26 protein-coding genes are annotated in these 21,771 nt (G+C 67.8%); 13 read left to right on the forward strand and 13 right to left on the reverse strand.

The window, feature by feature from the left end; translation table 11 throughout:
• Window positions 1–6 precede the first annotated feature (6 nt).
• A complete protein-coding gene (locus G7B69_RS01525; RefSeq protein ID WP_207785918.1) occupies window positions 7–627 on the forward strand; it encodes a hypothetical protein in 621 nt (206 codons plus the stop codon).
• Between the two features lie 61 nt (window positions 628–688).
• Window positions 689–1,954, forward strand: coding sequence for an MFS transporter (locus G7B69_RS01530; protein WP_166175333.1), 1,266 nt, complete (start codon window positions 689–691; stop codon window positions 1,952–1,954).
• Here G7B69_RS01530 and rsmD read toward each other — a convergent pair.
• On the reverse strand, window positions 1,920–2,474 hold the full coding sequence (gene rsmD, locus G7B69_RS01535; protein WP_166175335.1) for a 16S rRNA (guanine(966)-N(2))-methyltransferase RsmD: 555 nt from the start codon (window positions 2,472–2,474) through the stop codon (window positions 1,920–1,922). The genes G7B69_RS01530 and rsmD overlap by 35 nt on opposite strands.
• The gene (locus tag G7B69_RS01540; RefSeq protein WP_166175337.1) at window positions 2,471–3,235 is read right to left on the reverse strand and encodes a pseudouridine synthase; all 765 of its coding nucleotides are present in this window, start codon (window positions 3,233–3,235) and stop codon (window positions 2,471–2,473) included. Before G7B69_RS01540 ends, rsmD begins: the two co-directional genes overlap by 4 nt.
• 117 nt (window positions 3,236–3,352) lie before the next feature.
• Here G7B69_RS01540 and G7B69_RS01545 point away from each other — a divergent pair, with 117 nt between their 5' ends.
• Entirely contained in the window at window positions 3,353–5,047 is a 1,695-nt protein-coding gene (locus G7B69_RS01545) for an AmpG family muropeptide MFS transporter (protein WP_243414982.1), read from the forward strand.
• 70 nt (window positions 5,048–5,117) lie between these two features.
• Window positions 5,118–5,480 (forward strand): PilZ domain-containing protein, encoded by a 363-nt coding sequence (locus G7B69_RS01550; protein ID WP_166175339.1) that lies wholly within the window; start codon window positions 5,118–5,120, stop codon window positions 5,478–5,480.
• Here G7B69_RS01550 and G7B69_RS01555 read toward each other — a convergent pair.
• The 7 genes from G7B69_RS01555 to G7B69_RS01585 are packed head-to-tail and all read right to left on the reverse strand — an operon-like array spanning window position 5,477 to window position 11,344.
• The gene (locus G7B69_RS01555) at window positions 5,477–6,772 is read right to left on the reverse strand and encodes a bifunctional folylpolyglutamate synthase/dihydrofolate synthase (RefSeq protein WP_166175341.1); all 1,296 of its coding nucleotides are present in this window, start codon (window positions 6,770–6,772) and stop codon (window positions 5,477–5,479) included. The genes G7B69_RS01550 and G7B69_RS01555 overlap by 4 nt on opposite strands.
• Window positions 6,773–6,777: 5 nt before the next feature.
• Window positions 6,778–7,629, reverse strand: a complete 852-nt coding sequence (gene accD, locus G7B69_RS01560; protein WP_166175343.1) for an acetyl-CoA carboxylase, carboxyltransferase subunit beta — start codon at window positions 7,627–7,629, stop codon at window positions 6,778–6,780.
• The gene (gene trpA / locus G7B69_RS01565; RefSeq protein ID WP_166175345.1) at window positions 7,626–8,423 is read right to left on the reverse strand and encodes a tryptophan synthase subunit alpha; all 798 of its coding nucleotides are present in this window, start codon (window positions 8,421–8,423) and stop codon (window positions 7,626–7,628) included. Before trpA ends, accD begins: the two co-directional genes overlap by 4 nt.
• Window positions 8,420–9,631 carry a tryptophan synthase subunit beta gene (trpB, locus tag G7B69_RS01570; protein WP_166175347.1) on the reverse strand — a complete coding sequence of 404 codons (1,212 nt, stop codon included), beginning with the start codon at window positions 9,629–9,631 and terminating at the stop codon, window positions 8,420–8,422. Before trpB ends, trpA begins: the two co-directional genes overlap by 4 nt.
• On the reverse strand, window positions 9,628–10,263 hold the full coding sequence (locus tag G7B69_RS01575) for a phosphoribosylanthranilate isomerase (RefSeq protein WP_166175349.1): 636 nt from the start codon (window positions 10,261–10,263) through the stop codon (window positions 9,628–9,630). The genes trpB and G7B69_RS01575 overlap by 4 nt, the downstream gene beginning before the upstream one ends.
• Window positions 10,264–10,304: 41 nt before the next feature.
• Window positions 10,305–10,976 (reverse strand): orotidine-5'-phosphate decarboxylase, encoded by a 672-nt coding sequence (gene pyrF, locus G7B69_RS01580; RefSeq protein WP_166175351.1) that lies wholly within the window; start codon window positions 10,974–10,976, stop codon window positions 10,305–10,307.
• A gap of 2 nt (window positions 10,977–10,978) precedes the next feature.
• Window positions 10,979–11,344: a hypothetical protein gene (locus G7B69_RS01585; protein ID WP_166175353.1), complete on the reverse strand. Its 366-nt coding sequence runs from the start codon at window positions 11,342–11,344 to the stop codon at window positions 10,979–10,981.
• A gap of 125 nt (window positions 11,345–11,469) precedes the next feature.
• Between G7B69_RS01585 and G7B69_RS01590 the strand changes: the two genes are divergently transcribed.
• Window positions 11,470–11,895, forward strand: a complete 426-nt coding sequence (locus tag G7B69_RS01590; RefSeq protein ID WP_166175355.1) for a hypothetical protein — start codon at window positions 11,470–11,472, stop codon at window positions 11,893–11,895.
• Window positions 11,896–11,903: 8 nt separating this feature from the next.
• Here the strand turns inward: G7B69_RS01590 and purB are convergent, their stop codons facing one another.
• On the reverse strand, window positions 11,904–13,220 hold the full coding sequence (gene purB, locus G7B69_RS01595) for an adenylosuccinate lyase (protein WP_166175357.1): 1,317 nt from the start codon (window positions 13,218–13,220) through the stop codon (window positions 11,904–11,906).
• Window positions 13,221–13,270: 50 nt separating this feature from the next.
• Window positions 13,271–13,978, reverse strand: coding sequence for a RadC family protein (radC, locus tag G7B69_RS01600; protein ID WP_243414983.1), 708 nt, complete (start codon window positions 13,976–13,978; stop codon window positions 13,271–13,273).
• A 66-nt stretch (window positions 13,979–14,044) separates the two neighbouring features.
• Here radC and G7B69_RS01605 point away from each other — a divergent pair, with 66 nt between their 5' ends.
• The 8 genes from G7B69_RS01605 (at window position 14,045) to G7B69_RS01640 (ending at window position 20,599) form a co-directional block, all read left to right on the forward strand.
• The gene (locus tag G7B69_RS01605) at window positions 14,045–17,299 is read left to right on the forward strand and encodes an intermembrane phospholipid transport protein YdbH family protein (RefSeq protein ID WP_166175361.1); all 3,255 of its coding nucleotides are present in this window, start codon (window positions 14,045–14,047) and stop codon (window positions 17,297–17,299) included.
• Between the two features lie 47 nt (window positions 17,300–17,346).
• Complete coding sequence (locus G7B69_RS01610) at window positions 17,347–17,541, forward strand: YnbE family lipoprotein (RefSeq protein ID WP_341479160.1); 195 nt, start codon at window positions 17,347–17,349, stop codon at window positions 17,539–17,541.
• A gap of 11 nt (window positions 17,542–17,552) precedes the next feature.
• A complete protein-coding gene (locus G7B69_RS01615; protein WP_166175363.1) occupies window positions 17,553–17,945 on the forward strand; it encodes a YdbL family probable chaperone protein in 393 nt (130 codons plus the stop codon).
• 192 nt (window positions 17,946–18,137) lie between these two features.
• Window positions 18,138–18,455, forward strand: a complete 318-nt coding sequence (locus G7B69_RS01620; RefSeq protein ID WP_166175365.1) for an AtpZ/AtpI family protein — start codon at window positions 18,138–18,140, stop codon at window positions 18,453–18,455.
• Window positions 18,456–18,482: 27 nt separating this feature from the next.
• Entirely contained in the window at window positions 18,483–19,262 is a 780-nt protein-coding gene (locus G7B69_RS01625) for a F0F1 ATP synthase subunit A (RefSeq protein ID WP_207785919.1), read from the forward strand.
• A 45-nt stretch (window positions 19,263–19,307) separates the two neighbouring features.
• Complete coding sequence (locus tag G7B69_RS01630) at window positions 19,308–19,535, forward strand: ATP synthase subunit c family protein (RefSeq protein ID WP_166175367.1); 228 nt, start codon at window positions 19,308–19,310, stop codon at window positions 19,533–19,535.
• Between the two features lie 55 nt (window positions 19,536–19,590).
• The gene (locus G7B69_RS01635) at window positions 19,591–20,085 is read left to right on the forward strand and encodes a F0F1 ATP synthase subunit B family protein (RefSeq protein ID WP_166175369.1); all 495 of its coding nucleotides are present in this window, start codon (window positions 19,591–19,593) and stop codon (window positions 20,083–20,085) included.
• Window positions 20,078–20,599 (forward strand): F0F1 ATP synthase subunit B family protein, encoded by a 522-nt coding sequence (locus tag G7B69_RS01640; protein ID WP_243414984.1) that lies wholly within the window; start codon window positions 20,078–20,080, stop codon window positions 20,597–20,599. The genes G7B69_RS01635 and G7B69_RS01640 overlap by 8 nt, the downstream gene beginning before the upstream one ends.
• Here the strand turns inward: G7B69_RS01640 and gloB are convergent.
• Window positions 20,596–21,363 (reverse strand): hydroxyacylglutathione hydrolase, encoded by a 768-nt coding sequence (gene gloB / locus G7B69_RS01645; protein WP_166175371.1) that lies wholly within the window; start codon window positions 21,361–21,363, stop codon window positions 20,596–20,598. The genes G7B69_RS01640 and gloB overlap by 4 nt on opposite strands.
• Window positions 21,360–21,770, reverse strand: a complete 411-nt coding sequence (locus G7B69_RS01650; protein ID WP_166175373.1) for a GFA family protein — start codon at window positions 21,768–21,770, stop codon at window positions 21,360–21,362. The genes gloB and G7B69_RS01650 overlap by 4 nt, the downstream gene beginning before the upstream one ends.
• Between the last annotated feature and the right edge of the window lies 1 nt (window position 21,771).

Below are 21,771 nucleotides of genomic sequence, written 5' to 3' on the forward strand. Positions count from 1 at the left end.
GAACCCATGCGCAAATTGATCCTGAGCGCCGCCGCCGCGATCGCGCTGGCCACGGTTCCGGCCCTGGCGCAAGAGACCGATAACGATGCGAAAGTCGGCGTTTCGGCCTCGACGGGCAGCCTGACGGCCGACCGGCAGGCGATCGTCGCCAGCTGGCCGGCCGACCGGCAGACGATGTATTCAAGCTGGTCGCCCGAGTACCAAACCTACTTCTGGACGCTCACCCCCGAGGAGCAGCAGGCCTACTTCGTGCTCACGCCGACCCAGCGCGAGCAGATCGCGGCGATGACGCCGACGCAGCGCTCCGCCGCGTGGCAGTCGATCGTCCGGCAACTCGCCGCAGGGGCCAATAACAGCGACACCAGCGTCGCCGCGCGCACCGGCGGCGAAGTTCCCGCTCCGGCGCAAGCGACGCCTGCGGATGACGCGGCCAGCGGTGCGGGCGCGGTGGTCACCAGCGTCCCCGGAAACCTCGAACCGCCGCCGGCCTCGGCGCTCAACAAGCACTACCCGGTCTGCTCGCGGACCGTGCAGGACCAATGCCAGAACCCCGGCGAGGGCGGCGCTCCGGGCCGTTCACGCGCCCTCAAATATTGGCCGGGCAAGCCCGCCAGCGAAGGAAAGTAATCGATTGCCGATTGCGTGACCTAGCCCTCCTGCTACCTCTCCCTCGGGTACGGGAGGGCACATGTCACCACTTCGCGAACATCGCCGGGTATTGGCCGCTTCGCTGGTCGGTACCGCGGTCGAGTTCTACGATTTCTACGTCTACGCCACCGCCGCCGCGCTGGTGTTCGGACCGCTGTTCTTCCCTTCCGAAAGCGCCACCGCACAACAACTGCTGAGCTTCATGAGCTTCGGCCTCGCCTTCGTCGCACGGCCTGTCGGCGCGATCGCCTTCGGCCATTTCGGCGACCGGCTGGGGCGAAAGTCGACATTGGTCGCCTCGCTGCTGCTGATGGGCGTATCGACGCTGCTGATCGCCTTCCTGCCGACTTACGCGATGGTTGGATGGGTCGCGCCGCTGCTGCTGTGCGTCCTGCGCTTCGGCCAGGGGTTCGGGCTCGGCGGGGAATGGGGCGGTGCGACGCTGCTGGCGGTCGAAAACGCTCCGAAAGGGTGGGAATCGCGCTTCGGTTCGGCTCCGCAACTGGGCGCGCCGGTCGGCTTCCTGACCGCGAATGGGTTGTTCCTGCTGCTGGGGCTCTGGCTGAGCGATGCGGACTTCAACGCCTGGGGGTGGCGCGTGCCGTTCCTGCTCTCGGCGCTGCTGGTCGGGGTCGGGCTGTGGGTGCGGCTGCGGATCGGCGAGACGCCTGCTTACCGCGACGCGCTCGAGAAGGCGCCGCCGCCGCTGGTGCCGCTTGGCGTGGTGCTCCGTCACCATTGGGCGCCGACGCTCGCCGCTTGCGCGGCGGTCGTCTCGGCGTTCGCGATCTTCTACCTCTCGACGGCCTTTGCGCTCAGTCACATGACCTCCGCGCGCGGGGTATCGCGCGAGACCATGCTGGCGCTGCAACTGGCCGCCAACCTGTTTCTCGCCGTGGGGATCGTCCTCGCGGCGATCGGTTCGGATCGGACCAGCCCCCGGCGCATGCTGGCCTGGGGCGCGGCGGCGACGGTGCTGCTCGGGTTGGTCTTCGGCCCGGCGCTGGCGGGAGGCTCGCTTGCGCTGGTCTTCACGACGCTGGCCGGCGGGCTCATGGTGATGGGGTTCGTCTACGGGCCGCTCGGCGGTTGGATGCCGCGGCTGTTCCCGGTGACTGTGCGCTACACCGGCATGTCCGTCGCCTTCAATGTCGGCGGGATCCTCGGCGGAGCCGTGGCGCCGATCGCCGCGCAGATGCTGAGCGCGGCTGGGGGCATCTCGCTCGTCGGGTTGTTCCTGAGCGCGGCGGGCCTGGTGACGCTGCTCGGCGTTACCGTGGGGCGGCCGGCAGTCGCAGCAACGTAATCCGCGCGGCGCCGACGGTGCGCTCGGATTCGATCTCCAGCGACTTGACCTGGGCGGGCTCGTCCTTCGCCGTTTCGAGCGCAACCCAGCTGCCTTCGCCGATCCAGCCGAGCCGCACCATCCGATCGAGTGCGACCGCCCCCGCGCCGCTGCGGTAGGGCGGGTCGAGTAGCAGCAGATCGTAGGCTTGCCTGGCGGGCCCCAACGCGAGCACAGAGCCAGCCTGAACCGTGCAGCGATCCTGCGCTCGCAAGGCAGCCACGTTCGCCCTCAGCGCCCGAATCGCCGCCGGATCCTGCTCGACGAACAGGCAGCTGGCGACGCCGCGCGACAGCGCCTCCAGTCCCAGCGCGCCCGAGCCGGCGAACAGGTCCGCCACGGCCAGGCCTTCGAAACTGCCGAGACGGCTGGTGAGCATGTTGAACAGCGTTTCGCGGGTTCGGTCCGCGGTCGGCCGCGTCGCTTCGCCTGGCGGAGCCTTGAGCGGACGGCGGCGCCACTCGCCGGCGACGATCCTCATTCAGCGGCGCCCTTTCGCAGGCTGCTCCTGAAGCGCTCGAGCTCGTGCTTCCTGACCTCGTCGGCCGCGCCGCGCGACAGGTCGCTGAGCGCGAAAGGCCCGTAAGCCGTGCGCAGCAGTCGCGAGACCTCGAGGCCGAGATGCTCGAGCACACGGCGTACTTCGCGGTTCTTGCCTTCGGTCAGCGTCAGCTCGATCCACTGGTTGCGCCCCGTGCGGCGCTCGAGATTGGCGTCGATCGGGCCGTAGCGCATGCCTTCGATGACGATCCCGTCCATCAGGCTTTCGAGCCGCGCTTGGCTGACCTCGCCATAAGTCCGCGCGCGATAAGTACGCGGCACGGCATTGGCCGGCAGTTCCATCGCCCGCTTGAGCTCGCCGTCGTTGGTCAGCAGCAGGAGCCCCTCGGTGTTGAGGTCGAGGCGGCCAACCGGCATCAGGCGCGGCGTGCCCTTCGGCAGCGCGTTGCGCAGCGCGTCGTAGATTGTCGGGCGACCCTTGGGGTCGCGCTCGGCGGTGAGCAGGCCCGAGGGCTTGTGGAACCGAAACAGCCGAGCCCTGTCCGCCGCGCCGACCGGTTTGCCGTCGACCGTCACGCCGCGCAGGCTCGGCAGGATCGTCGCCGGCGTTTCGAGCTTCGTGCCGTTAAGCGCCACCCGCCCGTCGGCGATCATCCGTTCGACCTCGCGGCGGCTGGCAACGCCGGCGCGGGCGAGCAGCTTGGCGATCCGTTCACCTTCGGGTCTGGGGGTATCGGGCATGGCTGCGCCATAGCGGTGAAGCGGCCGCGGTCAAAGCCGGACGGTGGAGCGAGCGTCCAGACCCCTAGCTTCGCCGAGTTTGCACGCTAGGGTGGAACCGCAGGGAGACGCGAACGCATGGCATCGAGTGCGCAACAGGCCAACCCGGCCGCAGTTCGTCCGAAGGGCTTCAAGCTGCTCGCCCGCGCGCTTCAGACGCGCAAGTCGGCCACCATGCTCGGGCTGGGCTTTTCCTCGGGGCTGCCCTTCGCGCTGCTGGTCGGCACGCTCAACGCCTGGCTCGGCGAGGTCGGCATCAACCTCGCCACCATCGGCGTGCTGTCGTGGATCGGCCTCAGCTATTCGTTCAAGTTCCTCTGGTCGCCGCTGGTCGATCGCTTTCCGCTGCCTGGGCTCGACCGGCTCGGGCGGCGCAAGAGCTGGATCCTGCTGTGCCAAACGGTGGTCGTGCTCGGCTTCGGCGGGCTTGCGCTGACCAGCCCGACGCAAGCGATCGGCACGTTCGCGCTGTTCGCGTTCATCGCCGCACTCGCTTCGGCGACGCAGGACATCGCCATCGACGCCTGGCGCATCGACCAGGCCGACGAGGACAACCCGATCGAGCTGCTCTCGGCGCTGACCCAGTTCGGTTATCGCACGGCGTCGATCGTCGGCGGAGCCGTGGCGCTGGTCCTGGCCGCGCGGATGAGCTGGCCCAGCGTCTACCTGATCATGGCGGCGCTGATCGTCCTCGTCGCGTTCCTCACTCTTCGCGCGCCCGACAGCGAGCGGCCCGAGCGAACCGCGATGTACGCGGCGCTGGCGCAGCCCGGCGCCTTGTCGCCCACCGCGCGCCTCGCCGCGCTCGCGGTGGTTGGCCTCGGCTGGGGCTGGGCGATCGTGACTGTGATCCGGTTCATGGCCGCCATGCTGACCACGCCCGCCGGCACGCCGCCGCCCTCGGTGGGGGATTTCACCAAGGCCTACGGCCCGTGGATCATCGTCGCGACGGTGTTCCTGCCGCTGGTGGTCGCCGCGGTGACCAACTGGCTGGTCAATAACGGGAAGGCGGTGCTGACCGAACCCGACGCCGATCGCGGCGCTGGCCGCACGTTCGCCAATCACCTCTACTCCGCGCTCGTCGCGCCCTTGCGCGAGCTGTCGGGGCGGCTCGGCTGGGGCGTGATCATCGTGATCGGCTTCATCCTGACATACGCCCTTTGCTACAACATCTGGGCGAGCTTCGCCTATCCGTTCTACCTCGAGGAGCTGAAGTACACGAAGGACGAGGTCGCCTTCGCCTCGAAGATCTTCGGCATCATCATGACCATGCTCGGGATCGGCCTCGGCGGATACCTGTTCGCGCGGATCGGCCGGTTCCCGACCGTGCTGCTCGGGGCGATCCTGCCGCCGCTCGGCAACCTGCTCTATGCCGACCTCGCTTACGGCAGCCCGAGGATCGACGCGTTCTCGCACCTCTTGCGGCTCGATGCGCTGGCGCAGGCTTTCGGTAGCGACGAGCGGATGATGCGGCTGCTGCTGGCGATCAGCTACGAGAACGTCAGCACCGGCCTCGCGCTCACCGCCTGGATGGCTTACGTCTCTAGCATCGTCAGCAAGCAGTACGCGGCGGTGCAGTACGCGCTGCTCGGGTCGCTGGTCTCGCTCGTCGGCACGCTCGGCCGCGGGATCACCGGCGAGGCGATCGACACTTACGGTTACGCGACGGTGTTCGAATGGACCGCGGCCACGGCTTCGCTGTCGGTCCTTTTCGTGCTGTTCGAATGGGTTCGGGTTTCGCGCCAAGAGCGCCTGGCGCTCGCGCCGGCCTAGGGTTAATTTAACCCCATGTTGGGGCATTATGCATAATCCCCCCTAACCAGGATGCTATAGAAACGGCATCATGACGGACCCTCGCGTCGATCGGGCCTTTCCCCGCCTTAAGCTGGGCATATCTGCCCAGTTGGAGACGCTCGACGGCCGCCAGCGGGTTCGCCTGATGGACTTGTCGCAAGGCGGCGCGCACCTGATCCTGAGCCAGGCGGGCCCCTTCAAGGAATGCGTCCTCACCTGGCTCAATTTCGAGGTTTTCGGGTCCGCCGCGTGGAGCGACGGCAAGCACTTCGGCCTGACCTTCGAAGCGCCTTTGCCGCTGCGCGTACTTGTCGAAACCCGCCAGCGGGCGCCTTCGGTCGTCCGCGAGGAGGAGGAAAGGGCCGCCCAGGAATGGGTCGCCGGGACCTCGCACAGCGGTTCGGACCGTTAGTCAGGCACCTCCCCGTTGGCCGCGAGCACTTTGCCCGCGAGGTAGAGCGAGCCGGCGATGAGCACGGGCGCGCCGTCGTCGGGCAGCGCAGCCAGGGCTGCTTCGAGGCTGTCCGACCACCGCGCGGCCTCGCCATAGGCCTCGGCGCCATGGCTGTCGCTGCCCTCGATGGGCACCGCGGTGACGCTCAGCAGCCGCCCTTCGAGCGGGCCGATGATCGCCTCCGGATAACGGTTCGCCAGCATGCCGATGACCAGGTGCAGGCGGTCCCCGGCAAAATGACGGCCGATCGCCAGTCCGGCATCGGCGTTGTGACCGCCGTCGAGCCACACCGCGTGGCCGGGAGCGAGCGCGGTCAGCGGCCCGGCGCCGAGCCGTTGCAGCCGCGCGGGCCAGCGCGCCGAACGGATTCCCTCGGCCATCGCTTCGGGCGAGACGGCGACGTAGTCCTGGTGCCGCAGCATCGCCACCGCCAGCGCCGCGTTGTCGCCCTGGTGTCGGCCGGGAAGGGCGGGCAGCGGCAGCGTCAGCTCGCCATGGCGGTCGCGGTATTGAATTGCCTCACCGACTTCGGCCCACCAGTCGCGCCCGCGCATGTGCAGCGGCGCCCCGGCGAGGCCGGCCCGGCGCTCGATCTCGAGCTCGACGTCCTCGGCATAAGCCTGCGTGACCAGCGGCGAGCCGGGCCGAGCGATGCCGCCCTTCTCGAAGGCGATGCGGCACATTGGGTCCTCCGGGGTGCCTTCCTCGGGCACCAGCAGGAACGCCTCGTGGTCGATGCCGAGCGTGGCGATGCCGCAGCACGCCGGGCGCTCGAGCACATTGGTGGCGTCGAACCGCCCGCCGAGCCCGACCTCGATCACGCAGGCATCGGCCGGATTGCGCGCGAAGGCGAGGAAGGTGGCGGCGGTGGTGATCTCGAAGAAGCTCGGGTCGAGGTCCTGGCCGGCGTCGAGCACTTCCTTCAGCAATTCGGCGAGCAATTCGTCCGAGATAAGCTCGCCGGCGATCCGGATGCGCTCGTTGTAGCGGACGAGGTGCGGCTTGATCGCGACGTGGGCCTTGAGCCCGTGCGCCTCAAGCATCGCCCGCAGGTAGGCACAGGTCGAGCCCTTGCCGTTGGTCCCGGCGACATGGAAGGTCGGCGGCAGGCGCTTCTGCGGGTCGCCGAGGCGCCGCAGCAGCTCGCGGATCGTATCGAGCCCGAGGCGGCCCTGCGGCAGCGATAGCCGCGCCAGCCGGTCGAGCTGGGCCTGGACTCGCGGATCGTCGGAAGTCGCGAAATCTTTCACCGGATCTAAGCGGCGGCTTGGGCGGGCGCCATATAGCCGAGCAGGGTGCCGAGCATCGCGCGAAGCTCGGCGCGGGGCACGACCATGTCGACCATGCCGTGCTCGTGGAGGTACTCGGCGCGCTGGAAGCCTTCGGGCAGCTTCTCGCGGATCGTTTCCTGGATCACCCGCTGCCCGGCAAAGCCGATCAGCGCGCCCGGCTCGGCGATATGCACGTCGCCGAGCATCGCGTAACTGGCGGTGACCCCGCCGGTGGTCGGGTCGGTCAGCACGACGATGTAGGGCAGCCCGGCTTCCTTCAGTCTACGGGTCATTACCGTCGCGCGGGGCATCTGCATGAGGCTGAGGATGCCTTCCTGCATTCGCGCCCCGCCGGCGGCGGTGACGACGACCATGCCGCATTTCTCGTCGAGCGCGCGCTGGGCGGCGGCGACGAAAGCCGAGCCTACCGCCTGGCCCATCGAGCCGCCCATGAACATGAAGTCCTGCACCCCGACGACCGCGCGGTGGCCCTCGATCGTGCCGAACGCGGCGGTGAAGGCGTCGTCGTGAGGGTTCTTGGCGCGGGCCTGCTTGAGCCGGTCGGTGTAGCGCTTGGAATCGCGGAACTTGAGCGGATCCTCGCGCACCTCGACCTCGGGAAGCACCTCGTAACCGTCGTCGAGAAGCTGGGCGAGGCGCGTGTCGGCACCGATTCGGCCGTGATGCTCGCAACGCGGGCAGACGTAGAGGTTCTCTTCGTATTCCTTGGTGAAGAGCATCTCGCTGCAGCTCGGGCACTTGACCCACAAGTCTTCGGGGGTCTCGCGCTTGCTGCCGAACGAGAGGGAATTGCGGACGCGGGTGAGCCAGCTCATGCGTGGGCCTCCTTGCGGGCGGAATGGACCGCTTCGGCAAGCGATGCGGTGTATTCGCGCAGGTGTTCCGGTGCGGCGGTGCCGTGTTTGCCGACGATCTCGACCAGCGCCGAGCCGACGACCACGCCATCGGCGACACGGGCGATGGCGCGGGCCTGCTCGGGCGTGCGCACGCCGAAGCCGACCGCGACTGGCAGGTCGGTGGCGCGCTTGAGGCGGGCGACGGCCTGTTCGATCGAAGCGGTCGCCGCCTGCTGCTTGCCGGTGATCCCGGCGACCGAGACGTAATAGAGGAACCCGCTCGCGCCATCGAGCACGGTCGGCAGGCGCGCGTCGTCGGTCGTCGGCGTGGCGAGGCGGATCAGGTCGACTCCCTCGGCGCGCAAGTACGGGCCGAGGTCCTGGTCCTCCTCGGGCGCGAGGTCGACGCAGATCACCCCATCGACGCCGCAGCCCTTGCACTCCTTGGCGAACCATTCGGGCCCGCGGCGGACCATCGGGTTGGCATAGCCCATCAGCACCAGCGGCACGTCCGGATGCCGCTCGCGGAATTCGTTGGCGATCATCAGGATTTCGCGCGTCGTCGTGCCGGCGCCGAGCGAGCGCAGGTTAGCCGCCTGGATCGCCGGCCCGTCGGCCATCGGGTCGGTGAACGGCATCCCCAGCTCGATCACGTCCGCGCCGCCGGAGACGAGCGCGTCGAGATTGGCGGCGGTGTCGCCGTCGCCCGCAGTGATGAACGCGACGAGGGCAGAGCGGCCCTTGGCGAAGGCGGAGGCGAGGCGCGGGTTCACATCTCCACTCCCAACGCCTCGGCGACGGTGAAGATGTCCTTATCGCCGCGGCCGCACAAGTTGGCGAGGATGATCGCGTCCTTCGGCATTCCCGGCGCGCGCTTGGCGACGGCGGCGATGGCGTGGCTCGGTTCGAGCGCGGGGATGATGCCTTCGGTGCGGCAGAGGAGCTGGAAGGCGTCGAGCGCTTCGGTATCGGTCGCCGAGGTGTATTCGACCCGGCCGCTTTCCTTCAGCCAGGCGTGCTCGGGGCCGATGCCTGGGTAGTCGAGCCCGGCGCTGATCGAGTGTGCCTCGGTGATCTGCCCGTCCTCGTCCTGCAGCAGGTAGGTCTTGTTGCCGTGGAGGATGCCCGGGGCGCCGCCGGCGAGGCTCGCCGCGTGCTGCTTGTCGAGCCCGTGGCCGGCCGCCTCGACGCCGAGCATCTTCACCTCGGGATCGTCGAGGAACGGGTGGAACAGCCCGATCGCGTTCGAACCGCCGCCGATCGCCGCGACCAGCAGGTCGGGCAGTCGGCCGACGCGGCTGAGCATCTGCGCCCGCGCCTCGCGCCCGATCACGCTCTGGAAGTCGCGCACCAGCTCGGGATAGGGATGCGGCCCCGCGGCGGTGCCGATGATGTAGAAAGTGTCGTGGACGTTCGCGACCCAGTCGCGCAGCGCCTCGTTCATCGCGTCCTTCAGCGTGCGCGAGCCGCTGACCACCGGGACCACTTCGGCGCCGAGCAGCTTCATGCGGAACACGTTCGGCTGCTGGCGGGCGACGTCGACCTCGCCCATGTAGATCACGCACGGCAAGCCGAAGCGCGCGCACACGGTGGCGGTGGCGACGCCGTGCTGGCCGGCGCCGGTCTCCGCGATGATCCGCGTCTTGCCCATCCGCATCGCCAGCAGGATCTGGCCGATGCAGTTGTTGATCTTGTGCGCGCCGGTGTGGTTGAGCTCGTCGCGCTTGAACCACACTTGTGCGCCGCCGAGCGCCTCGGTCAGGCGCGGGGCGAAGTACAGCGGACTCGGGCGGCCGACGTAATGCTCGAGCAGATCCTCGAACTCGGCCTTGAAAGCCGGGTCGACCTTGGCCGCGCGGTAGGCCGTCTCGAGCTCGAGGATCAGCGGCATCAGTGTTTCGGCGACGTAGCGGCCGCCGAATTGGCCGAAATGCCCGCGCTCGTCGGGCTGGTTGCGGAAGGAGTTGGGCTGCGTGCTCATGCTTGCCGGGCCGCTTTGCAGAAGGCGCGGATCAAGTCCACATCCTTGACCCCGGGCGCGCTTTCGAGACCGCTGGAGGCATCGACGAGCGGGGCGCCGGTGACGCGAATAGCCTCGGCGACATTGCCCGGCGTCAGGCCGCCGGCGAGGCCCCACGGCAATTCGTGGCGGAAGTTCGCCAGCAGCGACCAGTCGAGCGCCAAGCCGTTGCCGCCGGGCAGCGCGCCCGCGGCGGCATCGTAAAGCACCTTGTCCGCCGCGCCCTTCCATTTGAGCGAGCTGGCGAGCGAATCCGCGTTGCGCACGCCGATCGCCTTCCACACCTCGAGCGGGGTGTTCTGCTTGATCAGCGCCAGCCACTCGGGCGTTTCCTGCCCATGGAACTGCACCACGTCCGGCTTGACCGCGTCGAGCGCCCGGGCGGTCGGCAGCGCCTCCATGCTGACCAGCAGCAGCACGACCTTGACGTGCTGGGGCACTCGGCGGCGCAGGATCGCGGCCTGGTCGAGCGAGACGTGCCGCGGGCTCCGCTCGTAATGCACAAGCCCGATGTGCGTCGCGCCGGCGTCGATCGCGGCGTCGACGGTTTCGGGCGTGGAGAGCCCGCAGATCTTGATCTCTGTGTTGGCCATTGGGCGTGCAGTTAGGGAAGCGCTCCGGCGAAGGGAAGCCTTCAGAGAGTGGCTTCGATCGCCCGCGCCGCCTCGACCGGGTCCTCGGCGCGGCTGATCGGCCGGCCGACGACCAGCACGCTGGCGCCATCGTCGCGCGCCTGGCGCGGGGTGACAACGCGCTTCTGGTCGCCGTGGTTGCCGTTCATGCGCAGGCCGGGAACGACGAAGAAGCCGTCCTTCCATTGCTTGTGCACCGCGCGGACTTCGTGGCCGGAGCAGACGATGCCGTCGAGACCGGCGGCCTGCGCCAGCTCGGCAAGGCGCATGACCTGGTCGTGGGCGCTGCCTTCGACGCCGGTGCGCATGAGATCGCGCTCGTCGAGGCTGGTGAGCATCGTCACGGCGACGACTTTGGTGCCGTTCGCCGCCGCCGCCTTGGCGTCCTCCATCATCGCCCGCCCGCCGCTGCCGTGAACGGTGACGATCGCTGGTTCGAGCATGTGGATCGCCTGCATCGCTCCGGCGACGGTGTTGGGAATATCGTGGAACTTCAGGTCGAGGAAGATCGGCAGCCCGACATGGGCAATCTCGTGCACGCCGTGGTGGCCGTGCGCGCAGAAGAATTCGAGCCCGAGCTTGAAGCCGCCGACATGCGCCTTGACCTTCTCGGCCAACGCCTTCGCGGCATCAAGCTGCGGGACATCGAGGGCAAGATAGACCGGATTTCCCACCGTTACTCCGATTTCAGCGGCCCGGGGTCCTCCGCCGGGTGCTCGGGGGCGATCACGGGATCGGCCGCGGGATCGACCGCCGGGGCGACCGGCGTCACCGCGGCCGTGCGCGCCGCCACTTGGAGCGAGTTGATCTTGCGCCGCGCGGCGTAGGCGGTGATCCGGTGCAGCAGCCACATCGGCAGTAGACCGAGGAGGAACGACACCACCACCAGTGCGGGGATCTTGGTTTCGAGGACCAGCCCTTCCCAGATCTTCACCTCGACGGGGTTCCAGTTGTTGATCGAGAAGATCAGCAGAACGATGAGCAGTAGGACCCAGACGATCGTGCGGACGATTTGCATGGCGGCCTCCTTCTTCTTCGCCACGGCTTAGGGCGATTGCGCGGCGAAGGGAAGGGCGGCAAGCACCGCTGGCGGGGCACCTGGAGGCGAGATTGCCAGCAGCCTCTAACGGGTGCAAAGTCGCCTGTCAGTGGGGCGGGGGAAAAACGATGAGCAAGGTCGTGATTGCGATGCTGTTGGCAGCTTGCCCGTTCGCAGCCTCTGCGGAGATCATGCCGCGGCAAGAGGCCCTGACCCGCTGCAAGGTGGATTTCGATATCGCCTATGAATTGATCGTGCCCGAGCCCCAGGCCGGCCAGACCGAGCAACAGGTCATCGAGGCGCTCGATCCGCACACGGGGAACGTGGCGCGCGGCCTGGCTGAGCTGGAGGTGCACGCCGCCGCCCAACTGACTCCCATGTGGACCCACAACACGCCCGCCGATGGAGTCCGGCTCGATGCCGTCGAGAAAGGCGAAGAGAAAGAGTTGACCGACCTTTACGACAAGGCGACGAACGATGCCGAGACGAAAGCTATGATGGACAATGTCTTCGACCGCGTCGAAGCGTGCCAGAAGCAGTTTCCCGACCTCTGAGCGACAGCTCAGCTCGCGCCGAACACCCGCTCGAAGATGCGGTCGATCTGTCGGAAGTGGTAAGCGAGGTCGAACTTGTCCTCGATCTCCGCCTCGCTCAGCGCTGCGGTGACCTGCGGGTCGGCCTTGAGCAGTTCGAGCAGCGAGAGCTGCCCGTCGCTCTCCCACACCTTCATCGCGTTGCGCTGGACGATGGCGTAGGCGTCCTCCCGGCTCACGCCGGCCTGCGTGAGCGCCAGCAGCACGCGCTGCGAATGGACGAGGCCGCCCATCCGGTCGAGGTTCTTCTGCATCCGCTCGGGATAGACGAGCAGCTTGTCGATCAGCCCCGTTAGCCGCGCCAGCGCGAAGTCGAGCGTGATGCAGGCGTCCGGACCTATGAACCGCTCCACCGACGAGTGGGAGATGTCGCGCTCGTGCCACAGGGCGACGTTCTCCATCGCCGGCACCGCGGCGCCGCGCACCACGCGGGCGAGACCGGTCAGGTTCTCGCTGAGCACCGGATTGCGCTTGTGCGGCATCGCGCTCGAGCCCTTCTGCCCGGGCGAGAAGTATTCCTCGGCCTCGAGCACTTCGGTGCGCTGGAGGTGGCGGACCTCGACGGCGAGCCGCTCGATCGAGCTGGCGATCACCCCGAGCGTGGCGAAGAACATCGCGTGGCGATCGCGCGGGATGACCTGGGTCGAGATCGGCTCGACCGCCAGCCCTAGCGCCTGCGCGACGTGCTCCTCGACCGCCGGGTCGATGTTGGCGAACGTGCCGACCGCGCCGCTGATCGCGCAAGTGGCGATCTCCGCGCGCGCGGCAACCAGCCGGTCGCGGCAGCGGGAGAACTCGGCATAGGCCTGGGCGAGCTTGAACCCGAACGTGACCGGCTCCGCGTGGATGCCGTGGCTGCGGCCGATCGTCGGGGTGAACTTGTACTCGAGCGCACGGCGCTTGAGCGCGGCGAGAAGCTGGTCGAGGTCGTCAAGGAGGATATCGGCGGAACGCGCAAGCTGCACGGCCAGCGTGGTGTCGAGCACGTCGGAGCTGGTCATGCCCTGGTGCATGAACCTCGCTTCGTCGCCGACTTGTTGCGAGACCCAGGTAAGGAAAGCGATCACGTCGTGCCTGGTCACCGCCTCGATCGCATCGATGGCGGCGACATCGATCGCCGGCTCGGTTCCCCACCAGTCCCACAGCGCCTTGGCGGCACTCTTCGGCACCACGCCCAGTTGGCCGAGCTTCTCGGTCGCATGCGCCTCGATCTCGAACCAGATGCGGTACTTCGCTTCGGGCTCCCAGATCGCGGTCATGTCGGGGCGGGAATAGCGCGGGACCATCGAGAACTCCGGTGCGGGAAGGATGCGCGGCGGCTAGGCCCGCAAAGGGTTCAGATCAACCCCTTCGCCTTCAGACTGACATGCCCCTCGCGGCCGACGATCACGTGGTCGTGGACGGTGATCCCAAGCAATCGCCCCGCCTCGGCGATGCGGGCGGTGATCTGGATGTCGGCACGGCTCGGTTCGGGATTGCCGCTTGGATGGTTGTGGACGAGGATCAGCGCCGTCGCCCCGACCTCGAGCGCCTTCTTGACCACTTCCCGCGGGTGGATCGCCGCTTCGTCGATCGTCCCCTCCTGCGCCTGGTGGTCGAGGATCAGGCGGTTGCGCGCGTCGAGGTAAAGCACACGCACGCGCTCGACGGTCAGGTGTGCCATGTCGATCGCGAGGTAGTCGAGCAGCGCCTGCCAGCTGCCCAGTACCGGCTGCTGGCGCACTTCGCTGCGCGCCATGCGGCGGGCGGCCAGTGCGACGATCTTCAGGGCGGCGGCGCTGACTTCGCCCATGCCTGCGACATCGGCGAGCGCGTTGTGGTCGGCGTTGAGCACGGCGGCCAGCGAGCCGAAGCGGGCGAGCAGGGCTTTGGCGATCGGCTTGGTGTCGCCGCGTGGGCGGGCGGCGAAGAGCAGGTATTCGAGCACCTCGTAGTCGGCCAACGCTTCGGGCCCGCCATCGAGCAGGCGCCGGCGCAGCCGCTCGCGGTGGCCGCTTCCTGCGTGGCCGGCGGCATGCGCCGTTGGCGGTTGATTCCCCGGCAAATTCGACCCTTTCCCTGACCCGAAACGCATTGCCTTTGCCGCGGCCAGCGCGCAAGTGTCGCGGCGATGGCCGACGAAGCCGAGAACGACACCACCGCGGAAACGGCGGTCAGGCGGCGCTCGTTCTGGCGGCGGTGGATCGTCTATCCGCTGCTGCTGATCTTCGCGCTCGCGTTCCTCGCGTTCTGGCTCCAGCGCGAAACGATCGCCGACAACGTGATCGGCAATTACCTTCGCTCGCGACATGTCCAGGCGACCTATCATATCGAGCATATCGGCGGCACGCGGCAGGTGCTGACCGATATCGTCGTCGGCGACCCGAAGCACCCGAACCTGACCATCGAACGGGCCGAAGTGGTGGTTCGTTATCGGCTGGGGTTTCCCGGCATCGCCCGGCTCATTCTTGTCCGGCCTCGGCTTTACGGCACCTACCTTGGCGGGAAGTTGAGCTTCGGGGCGCTCGATCCGGTGCTGTTCGCGGGCAAGAAGCGAGCCTTCGAGCTTCCCGATTACGCGCTCGAACTGAACGACGGGCGCGCGCTGCTCGAGACCGACTTCGGCCCGGTCGGGATCAAGGCCGACGGGAAGGGCCGGCTGCGCGGCGGCTTCGCCGGTATCTTGGCGGCCGACGCGCCGAAGCTGGCCTTTGGCGATTGCCAGCTCGCCGGGGCGACCCTCTACGGCACGATCAGGGTCGATGCCCGGCGCCCGGCCTTCAACGGTCCGCTGCGCTGGAGATCCCTCGATTGCGGAGGAAGTTCAGTTCGGCTGGGTCCGACAAGCCTCGGCGCCGAGCTGCGGCTCGATCGGGATCTCGCCGGCGGCGACGGCAAGCTGGCCGGAAGCAGCCGCGCCGCGCGCTACGGTGCGGCGGTGGCCGACGCCGTGCGGCTTTCGGGCAAGGCGTCGTTCCACGGCGGAGAACTCACCGCGAGCTACGACCTCGCCGGCGACGGAGTGACGAATCCGCAGGCGCAGCTCGCCAACGTGACGGCCAAGGGCACGCTGCACGCCAGCGCGGGCTTCGACCGCTTGCGGCTGGAGACCGAGTTCAATGGCTGGGATTTCCATCCCGGCGCCGGCTTCGATAGCGCGCTGGCACAGGCGGCAAGGAGCACCGGCGACACGCTGGTCGGCGCGGTGCTGCGCAAGCTGCGCGGCGCGCTCTCGCGCGAAGCCCAGGGCAGCACCTTCACGGGTCAGGCGAGCCTGCGCAAGACCGGCAGCGCATTCACCCTGATCGTGCCCCAGGCCACTCTGACGGGCGGCAGCGGCGAGCATGTGCTCTCGCTGTCGCGATTCGAGTATGGCGGCGGCGGGGGAGGACTGCCACGCCTTTCGGGCAGCTTCGCCACCGGCGGGCGCGACCTGCCGCGGATCGAGGGACGCATCCTGCAGCGCGGCAGCGAGGGGTTCAACGCGCAACTGGCAATGGCGAATTACGAGGCACATGGCGGGAGTATCGCCGTGCCGAGCCTGGCCGTGGTTTCGAAAGGCGCGGCCATCGGATTTGCCGGCCGGGCAATTGTCAGCGGCGACTTGCCCGACGGTCGTGCCGATGGGCTGCTGATGCCGCTGTCGGGCAACTGGTCGAGCGCGGCCGGGCTGGCGCTGTGGCGGCAGTGCACCAAGCTGACGTTCGATTCGCTGCGCTTCGCCAACCTCACGCTCGAACGGCGCGGCCTGACCGTCTGCCCGGCGAAAGGCGCGCCCATCGTACGGTATGGGGCGGCAGGCCTGCACATCGCCGCCGGCGTGCCGTCGCTCGATGTCGCCGGGCGCCTAGGGACGACGCCGATCGCCATCCGCAGCGGGCCGATCGGTTTCGCCCATCCCGGCACGGTGTCGGCGCGGCAGTTGCTGGTGACGCTGGGGCCGCGCGATACCGCGGCGACATTCGCCGTCAGCGACCTCACCGCGCGGATCGGCAAGACCGTTTCGGGGCGCTTCGACGGCGCCGACGTCAGGCTGTTCAGCGTGCCGATGGATATCGTCAATGCGAATGGGACGTGGGATTACGCCAACGGTCGCCTGAGTATCGCTGACGGCGCCTTCCGCCTGGTCGATCGCCAGCTGGCCAAGCGGTTCGAACCGCTGGTGGCCCGGGGAGCAACGCTCGCGCTCAAGGATAACCTCATCACCGCCGAAGCCGTGCTGCGCGAACCCCGTACCGATCGCGAAATTACAAGAGTGAACTTGCGGCACGACCTATCGAGTGGTCGCGGCCAAGCCGAACTGACAGTTCCGGGCATCGTGTTTGACGGCAAATTGCAGCCCGGTTTGAACTGCGTCGAGGGGGCGAGCAATCGGGCTGCGGGACTGAGCTGTCTGGCATACGGCCTGGCCGCCAACGTGCGGGGGGTGGTCACCGGCACGGGCCATGTCGCGTGGGACGAGAAGGGCGTCACCAGCACCGGCCGCTTCTCCAGCGATTCGCTCGATTTCGCCGCCGTGTTCGGCCCGGTGAAAGGCGCATCCGGAACGATTGTCTTCACCGACCTCATCGGCCTCACCACCGCGCCGAACCAGGTCCTCAAGGTCGCCTCGATCAACCCCGGCATCGAGGTGACCGACGGCGAAGTCTCGATCGAGATCAAGAACGGACAAGTCCTCACGGTCAATCGCGGCACCTGGCCGTTCATGGGCGGCATGCTGACCATGCGCCCCGTGACGCTCAACCTCGGTACGAGCGAGCAGCGCGCCTACGTGCTCGAAATCGTCGGTCTCGAGGCGGCGCAGTTCGTCGAGCGGATGCAGCTCGAGAACATGAGCGCGACCGGCACTTTCGACGGAGAGCTGCCGCTGATCTTTGATCGGGAGGGCAACGGCCGGATCGAAGGCGGGCATCTGGAATCGCGCGGCGGCGGCAACATCTCCTACGTCGGCGCCCTGACTTACAAGGACCTGTCGACGATGGCCAACATGGCCTTCGACGCGCTGCGTTCGCTCGACTACCGGAAGATGTACATCACCGTGGACGGCCCCCTGACCGGCGAGATCATCACCCACGTTCGCTTCGACGGGGTCAGCCAGGGAGCGAGCGCCAAGAAGAACTTCATCACCCGCCGGATCGGCAAGCTGCCCTTCCGCTTCGTGGTGACGATCACCGCGCCGTTCTACCAGGTGATCACCAACATCAAGTCGATGTACGACCCGACGATGATCCAGGATCCCCGCGACCTGGCTGGCCGCGGCCTGCTGGTCGATGAGAACGGCAACGTCATCCCCGCCGACCGCCTGCCAACCTCGCCCGCCCCCGGGGATAAGAAGACTCCAGATGAAGCCAACATTCAGCGCCGTGAAAGCGAGACTACGCCATGAATGCACTCAAATTGACCAACCGTACGCGCGCAGCGCATAAGGTCCCGATGAGCGGGACCAGGCGAGCATGCGCGGGGGTGATGGCGATGTTGGGCTGCGGCCTGGCTGGGGGGTGCATCTCGGTGACTGCCCCGGACAAGCCGATCGTGATCGAGCTCAACATCAACATCAAGCAGGAAGTGATCTACCGGCTGGCGGCCGGCGCACAGAACACGATCGAGGAAAATTCGGACATCTTCTGATGGAGAACACCATGAACACCGCTTTTACCCGCGCCACGCTGGCCCTCTCGGCCGCGGCGCTCGCGCTGACGGGTCTCGCCGCACCGGCGTTCGCCCAGCGCGACCCGGCCTACGAGGCCGCGCGTTCGAGCGGCAAGGTCGGCGAAAAGCCCGACGGCTACCTCGGCGTGGTCGGCGGCGCCGACGCGTCGGTCAGGAAGATGGTCGACGACCTCAACATCAAGCGCCGGGCGCTCTACGCGCAGAAGGCGCAGGCGGCGAACGCGACGCTCGAGGAGTACGCGCTCACCGCCGGCTGCCTGGCCATTTCGCGCACCGCTCCGGGCGAGAAGTACATGACTCCGCAGGGTGCTTGGGAGACCCGCACGTCGGCCCCGCCGATCCGCGATCCGCGCTGCCCGTAACGCTCGTTTCGAACCGATCACCAGGCGCCGACCGCAGCTTCCGGCCCGCGGGCGGCGCCTGTGCATGTTGCGCCGCGGCAGGGGCGGTTGACTCGCCCGCACACGGTCCGTAATGGCGGCGCGTCGTCGGCCGGGGCCTCCCTTGGCCGCACATCTCTTTGCAACCCCTGCGGCGAGGCGAACGCACCCATCGTGGCCAACGATCCCGACAACGCACCCATCGGTGAAGACCCGCAGATCGACTCGCTCGAGCAGCGGATCGCCGCCGCGCGCAAGACCGAAGACGCGCGGATCGCCAAGGATCACGTGCCCTATGCCGACGCGCGCAGCGGAGCGGTGGGCATCGCCTCGACCATGGTCGGCTATCCGCTCGGCGGCATCATCGTCGGTTTCGGCCTCGACCGCTTCGTGTTCGGCACGACGCCGTGGATTACCATCGGGCTGATGTTTCTCGCCTTCATCGCCGCCTGCATCCAGGTCGTGCGCAGCAATTCGAACCGCGCCGGCTAAGCGGCGGACAGAGCAGGAAAGACGCCAGTGGCAACCGCCGCCAAGATTGATCCGATGCACCAGTTCATGATCGCTCCGCTCGGGAGCGACCAGCTGGCCGCCACGCCGTTCCAGTTCACCAACTCGGCGCTGTGGATGCTGGTCGTCCTCGGCGTGATCGTGGTCTTCATGTGGGGCGGGCTCAAGCGCCAGCTTGTGCCCGGCCGCTGGCAGGCCTCGGTCGAGGTGCTGACCGGCTTCGTCGACAATATCACCCGCGAAAGCATCGGCCCGGCGGGCCGCAAATACCTGCCGTGGGTGTTCACCGCCTTCGTGTTCATCCTGATCTCGAACTGGGTCGGCGCGATGCCGTTCGCCATCGTGCCCGGCGCGCACCCGTTCACGGTCACCAGCCAGTTCAGCGTGACCTGGACGATGTCGGTCATCAGCTTCCTGATCGTGCTCGCGGTCGGTTTCTGGAAGCACGGGCTGCACTTCTTCTCGCTGTTCGTGCCCAAGGGCGCGCCGCTGCCGATCAAGATATTCATCGCGCCGATCGAGTTCGTCTCGTTCATGGTGCGTCCGTTCAGCCTTGGACTGCGTCCGTTCGTGGCGATGTTCGCCGGTCACATCCTGCTCGACGTGTTCGGCAACTTCATCGTCCAGGGCCTCAACGCCGGCTCGGCCATGGGTGGCTTCATCGCCGCGCTGTGCTTCGTCTTCATCGTCATGATGAGCGCGCTTGAACTGCTGATCGGCGCCATCCAGGCGTACGTTTTCGCGCTGCTCACGGCGATCTACATCAACGATGCAGAGAACCTGCACTGACAAGAATTCACCATCGGTTTCACACTTTACAACGGAGTACTCACAATGGATCTCGCTTCTGCCCAGGTCATCGGCGCCGGTATCGCCGCCATCGGTATTGGTGCCGCTTCGGCCGGTGTCGGCACCGTGTTCGGCAGCTATCTTCAGGGCGCCCTGCGCAATCCCGGCGCTGCTGCCGGTGAGCGCATCTGGATGTTCGTCGGGTTCGCGGCGGCCGAGCTTCTCGGCCTCATCGCCTTCACCGTCGCGATGATCATCCTTTACGCGCGTTGATTTGCCCATGCTCTGCGGCACGGCGCCGTCGAGCACGTGAGCCTTAGGGAATACGATGCCCCAGCTTTCGCAACTTGCCCTGGTCTACCAGTCGCAGTGGTTCTGGCTGCTGCTGGTGCTGGGCGCCATCTACGTCTTCGTCGGCCACGGCATCGTGCCCAAGGTCGAGGCGACGGTCGACCTGCGCGATGCGCAGATTTCGGCCGACCTCGCGGAAGCGGAGCGCCTGCGCGCCGAAGCGGATGCCACGGAAGCGGCGTGGCGCGCGAAGATCAACGAAGCGCATGCCGATGCGCAAGTCCTGGCGCACGAAGCCAAGGATCGCTCCCTGCGCGATACCGAGAAGCGCGTGAGTGCCGCCGACAAGAAGCTGGCGACGAAAGCCGAGGAAGCTGCCAAAGCTCTCGATGAGGCGCGCAAGTCGGCTCTCGGCGAGATCGAGACGATGGCGGCCAGCGCTGCCCGCGAGATCGTCGCCAGGCTGGCGGGCGCTGAAGTTGACGAAAAGGCCGCTCGCGCGGCCGTGGCGGGAGCCCTGAGCCGTGCTTGATCTGCTTGCTGCCGGTGCCGGGGAACATGCCGAAGCGAGTGCTTTCGGCCTTGGACCGGGCGCCTACGTCGCGCTGTCGATGATCGTGGTCATCGCCGGCATGCTGTGGGTCGGGCTTCCGAGGATCATCGCCGGCGCGCTCGACAATCGCATCGAAGGCATCCGCAAGCAGCTCGACGAGGCCAGGACGCTGCGCGCCGAGGCCGAGAAGCTGCGCGACGAGTACGCCAGGAAAGCGGGCGAGGCGGACAAGGAAGTCGCCGTGCTGCGCGCCAGTGCCGAGCGTCAGGCCGAGGAGATCGTCGAGAAGGCCAAGGCCGACGCGGCTGCGCTGATCGAACGGCACAAGGTCATTTCCGCCGAGAAGATCGCCACCGCCGAACGCGCAGCGATCGAAGAAGTGCGCGCCAAGGTCGCCACGGCCGCCGCCGCCGCGGCTCGCGAGCTGATTGCCGAGAAGCACGGCGAGGCCGCCGACCGCAAGCTCGCCGACGAGATCATCGGCAACCTCTAAGCTTTGTAGTTGTCCTTCGCCGCCCTGAGCGCCGCAAAGGTCTCGGGCGGCGTGTGGCCGCCCCAGCGCGCCTGCATCTCCGGCGTGTCGGCGCGCAGGAACGGGTTGGTCGCCAGCTCGCGGGCGAGGCTCATCGGCACTGTCGGCTGCCCGGCTGCGCGCTTGCGATCGATCTCCGCCGAATAGTCCCTGAGCGCGGTGTTGTCGGGATCGGCGTGGAGCGCGAAACGGGCGTTGGCCTGTGTGTATTCGTGGGCACAGTAGAGCGTCGTCTCGGGCGGCAGCGCCTTCAGCCGAGACAGGCTCGCCCAGAACTGCGGCGGGGTGCCTTCGAACATCCGCCCGCAGCCGAGCGCGAACAGCGAATCCCCGACGAAGGCGATCCCGGCCTCGGGGAGGTGATAGGCGACATGGCCGTTCGTGTGGCCGCCGACGTCGATCACCTGGGCTTCCCACTCGCCGATCCGCACGGTGTCGCCCGGGCCCACCGTCTGGTCGATCGCTTCGATCTTGGCAGCCTCGGCGGCGGGCGCGAACACCTCGCAGCCGGTCGCCGCCTTGATCGCCGCATTGCCGCCGGCGTGGTCGGGGTGCCAGTGGGTGTTCCAGATTGCGGTGATGGGCCACCCGCGCGCATCCGCCTCGCGCAAGTAGGCTACGGCATCGGGCGTATCGATGCATACGGTCTCGTAGCTCTGCGGGTCGTGCAGCAGGTAGCCGTAGTTATCGCCGAGGCAGGGGAACTGATGGACCTGCAGTGTCACCAGGACGTCTCCCTGCCGCGCGGGTGGTGCGTCAGGCCTTCGGGCAGCGGCACCCACTCATGCTTGCTCTGCTCGTAGACCGAGCGGATCGGGGCGGCGAACGAAGGATCGGCGAAAGCGCCGACGGGCACTCCGGTGATTTCCGGCATTCGGCTCGCCTTGACGTAAACGGCCGCTCCGCACGCGGGGCAGAAACCGCGCGTGAGGGTTTGCCCGGAATCGCCGACGCGCGAGTACTCGCTCGCTCCTCCCGAGACCGTCACCGCCTCGGCTGGAAAATAGGCGATGGTTCCGAACGGCGAGCCGGTGCGGCGCTGGCAATCGAGGCAGTGGCAGGCGATCGTCATCGCCTCCGCGCCGTCGACGACGTCGGCGGTGAGCTTCCCGCACTGGCAGCTGGCCTTCATC

It is taken from the genome of Croceibacterium segetis (assembly GCF_011320115.1).
In the GTDB taxonomy this organism is placed as follows: domain Bacteria; phylum Pseudomonadota; class Alphaproteobacteria; order Sphingomonadales; family Sphingomonadaceae; genus Croceibacterium_B; species Croceibacterium_B segetis.